This window comes from Streptomyces sp. NPDC058701, from assembly GCF_042715295.1.
Lineage (GTDB): Bacteria > Actinomycetota > Actinomycetes > Streptomycetales > Streptomycetaceae > Streptomyces.
Window position 1 is genome coordinate 1 of record NZ_JBHXSY010000116.1, and the last position, 3744, is coordinate 3744.

Genomic DNA, 3744 nt, shown 5'->3' on the forward strand with positions numbered 1-3744 from the left:
ACCCTGGTCGCCGAAATCCGCGAGATCCACACCGCCACCGCGGCACTTACGGAGTGCCCCGCATCCATGCCGCGCTGCGGAGCTTCGGACACACGGTCAACCGCAAGCGGGCCGAACGCTGATGTGCCGCGAGGGGCTGACACCTGCGCCGGCGCAAGCGCACTACGATCCCCGACCGGCTCGCACCACCCGCTCCGGACCTGGTCCGACGCGACTTCACCGCCGCCGCTCTGGACAAGAAATGTGCGGTGACATGACATACGTGCAGGTCGGCGGCGCATGGCTGTAGCTTGCGTGCGTCCCGGACATCTGCTCTCGCCGGGTGCTCGGCTGGTCGAAGGCCACCCACATGAGGACCGAGCTCGTCGTCGACGCCCTGAAGATGGCGGTGGCCGCCCGCGGCGGCCACGTGGACGCAGTGATCTTCCACGCGGACAGAGGATCGCAGTCCACCTCAGCAGCGTTCGCCCAGGTCAGCGGCCATTGCGGTAAACGCCGGAGCATGGGCCGTGTCGGGTCGAGTTACGACAACGCCCTGGCCGAGAGCTTCTGGCAAGGCCTGAAGAGAGAGACGATGCGGGAGGCATTCGCGACGGTGCGTCAGGCCAGGCTGGAAAGGGCGTCCAGGAGGAGGGCAACGCCGCCCACCGAAGCGTCCGCGCCTGCATCTAGCACACCTTCGCCCGCATCAAGAAAGATCTGCCACAACTGCCTTCAGAACCACGCCGTCCAAGCAGTCACTACCAGCACGACTCCGTCACGGCCCGGTGAAACAGCAGGTCAATCACCGCTTAAACCGGCCCGGGATGGATCCGTGTAAGACATCGAGCGTGGCAAGATCCGGAAAACTAACAGGGCCCCGGGTCACCGGTGGGATGAGAAAGATCATCACAGCGGTAATCAAGGGCCCCGCTTCGTCACTACACCCGCTGACCAGCCCGCTTCACCCCTCAGCAGGGTGAAAGAGACCATGGTCGTAGCACTGACTGAACCATTCTTTTCTTAGCTGGCTAAATTTCAAACTGGTTATTGATGCTGTTGTGGCGCTCTAGAAGAAGGCGTAATTGCTGACATTAAGTGTGATGCCCACCCGGTTGTATCCAGTTCCTGAGACGTCGGCATTGAACTTTTTGGTCGAATCGGCGGGAACGGTAAACGTGTAGACCTTACTGTAAGGGTATGTAGTTCCAGAACAGCCGCTCTCGGAAAAATCTACCTGTGCCCTGATGATTGCCTGACCGTCGATCGAATGATTGTAAGAGAGGGTCAGTCGACCCTTAGTGTCATTGCCGGCGCACGGAGAAGATATGGCGGGCGTCTTGATGTAATTAGAATTGGGGTCAACTGCGGAAGAGATGTAGTACTGCCTGTGTGCATCACTAGTGGCAACCTTTACAGGACCCCATATTCCATCGTCGTCTACAACGGTGAAATGTGCATCCATCGTAACCGTGTTGCTAGGTACTGTTGCAGCGGAAGCCTGAGTGGCGGCACTGACAGTTATGAGCGCTGACAGGGCGGCCGCTTTAAAGAAGCGTGACTTGAACATTTTTCTCCATGGTTGTGAGCGAGTGGCGTCGTACAACTGCAACTACTGACTCTTCTCATCTATACGTCGTCGCTCAGACCGGGAGGATGAGTAGGTCCTACCCAATTATTGAGACCGTGTTTGGAGATCTTACCGATGGGCATTAGTTGGCCTTAGAGGTCGTAACACGATCATGAGTCGGGCTTGTTGAGGCGTCGCCAGCAGATGAGGCTGCAGGCGAGGTAGACGAAAGCGTCGTGGCGTTCGGTGCGGCGTTCCCAGCGGACGGCGAGGCGTCTGAGCTGGTGGAGCCGGGCGAAGGTCAGCTCCATGACGTAGCGAAGCTTGCCCACGCCCTGGATGTCGGGGCTCCTTTGCGGGGATGACGGGTAGGGTCCGGCGTTTTCGCAGCTCATTGCGGTTGGGTTTGGAGTCGTAACCTCTCCGAGGGGCCTGGGGCCTACGGCGGGCCGGGACGACCTGCAACCGGTGGGATGCGGTCGACCAGCGCGAGGGTCTGGGTGACCTCGTTGACGTTCGGTCGTGAAGACCTTGAGCGGGGTGCCACGTCCGAATCAGATCAGGTGGTGCTTGCTGCCCGCTTTCCGCCGGTCGGCCGGCGGCGGCCCGGTGTCGGCGCCCCTTCTTTCGCGCGGATGTGGGAGCCGTCCACGCAGGCCCTGGACCAGTCGAGGCGGCCGGCCGCGTTCAGCTCGGCAGGGAGAATGCGGTGCGGCTGGTCGAAGATCCCTGCCCGCTGCCCGATACCGTGGTGGGGTCACCAGCGCAGCACGTTAGGCCCATGAGGTTGGCCAACGGGGTGCGTTGGGGTCTCGACGAGGTTTTCGAGAAAGGCGGCCCAGGCGCGGGTCTCTCTTACGAGGACCAGACTTGCGATCGTCAGGCCTACAGCGGTGAACACAGCGCCGGCCAGGAAGCGGCGCCAGGCCCGGTCCGAGCTGGTGGCCTGCCCCAACTACTGCGCGCGGCCCGACATCAAGCCGGACTGTTGGGCCAGCCAAGACTATCCAAGCCGGTAGATATGGTGCACGAGTACCTCCGGAGAGCCGTTGGGCTGATCAAGCCGACCGGTTGGTTCACCGTAAGAGCAGTCACGCGGGCGAAATCGGCCTCGACGGCGATGAGGTGGAACTACGTGCGATTCTCCTTGACGTACGTTGTGACCGTGGCGCCGGTGTCGAAGACGCGGGAATCGGTCAGGGTGAATATTTCCGGCAGGAAGGGTGCCTTGAAGAGCGGGATGCCGGAGCCGATGACCACGGGGTAGCGCTTGAGGACGAGTTCGTCGATCTCGCCCAGGAGCTGTCCGGCGAGGTCGGCGCCCCCGCAGAGCCAGATGCCGGCGCCGTCCTGTTGCTTGAGGTCGCGGACGAAGGCCGCGGGGTCCCCGGAGATCATCTCCACGGCTGGATCGATCTGGCCGAGGGTACGGGAGAAGACGTACTGGTTGAGGTGTGGGTAAGGGCTGGTTATACCGGCCGCGAGGGCAGGTTCGTAGCTGCCGCGCCCCATCAGGACAGTGTCGAAGTGCTTATTGGTCACTCCGTTCAGTCCCAGCAGCCGACGACCGTGAGCCGGTATGGTCTCGGGGTACTCCGCCACCAAAGCGGCGGCGAGATCCGCCTCGAGGAAGAAAAAGTCGAACTGTCCCCCGGGGCCCGCGATGAAGCCGTCGAGGCTGGTGCCGACATAGTAGGTGAGCTGGCGCACGCGGCCTACTTTCGTTTACGGGTGTCTGCTGATCCTCTGTGCAGGAGGGTGGATAGCGGTATCGAACCTAGACCGGCGACTCCGGGACCGTCTTAGGTCCTTGCTACTCACAGGGGCTTTCTGCACGATGCATGTGATTAGTGCTCCTCGTCCAACAGCCTATTGCTACGTTGACTGGACGGGCGACTGAAGCTGGTGCTAGAGGACACGGATGGCTGTGGCTGTGGCTGTGGCTGTGGCGGTGGCTGTGCGCGGGTTTAAGGTCCAGGTCACAGGCGGAAAGGCTTTTGGGAGCGCCCCCCGGTGCGCAGTACGTACTGGGTCCCGGCCACGTACTGGTGGGACCACCGGTGGTGGAGTCGGCGCTAACCGCCCACGAGTCGTATGGTTTTGGGCGGTGGCGTCGGCTTTGCAACGATCCTATTGATCTGAAACGCTTTGAGTTCAGGCTCGTTGACGGTGTGTGAGTGATCTGGTGGGGGATG

3 protein-coding genes and 1 pseudogene are annotated in these 3744 nt (G+C 61.7%); 1 reads left to right on the forward strand and 3 read right to left on the reverse strand.

Annotated elements, in window-relative coordinates:
* A pseudogene (locus ACFWW8_RS38215) lies at nt 1-616 on the forward strand (IS3 family transposase); the annotation flags it as partial.
* Between the two features lie 432 nt (nt 617-1048).
* Here the strand turns inward: ACFWW8_RS38215 and ACFWW8_RS38220 are convergent.
* The 3 genes from ACFWW8_RS38220 to ACFWW8_RS38230 form a co-directional block, all read right to left on the reverse strand.
* A complete protein-coding gene (locus tag ACFWW8_RS38220) occupies nt 1049-1549 on the reverse strand; it encodes a hypothetical protein (RefSeq protein WP_386537467.1) in 501 nt (166 codons plus the stop codon).
* A gap of 170 nt (nt 1550-1719) precedes the next feature.
* A complete protein-coding gene (locus tag ACFWW8_RS38225) occupies nt 1720-1881 on the reverse strand; it encodes a hypothetical protein (protein ID WP_386537469.1) in 162 nt (53 codons plus the stop codon).
* 799 nt (nt 1882-2680) lie between these two features.
* The gene (locus tag ACFWW8_RS38230; protein ID WP_386537472.1) at nt 2681-3259 is read right to left on the reverse strand and encodes a dihydrofolate reductase family protein; all 579 of its coding nucleotides are present in this window, start codon (nt 3257-3259) and stop codon (nt 2681-2683) included.
* Between the last annotated feature and the right edge of the window lie 485 nt (nt 3260-3744).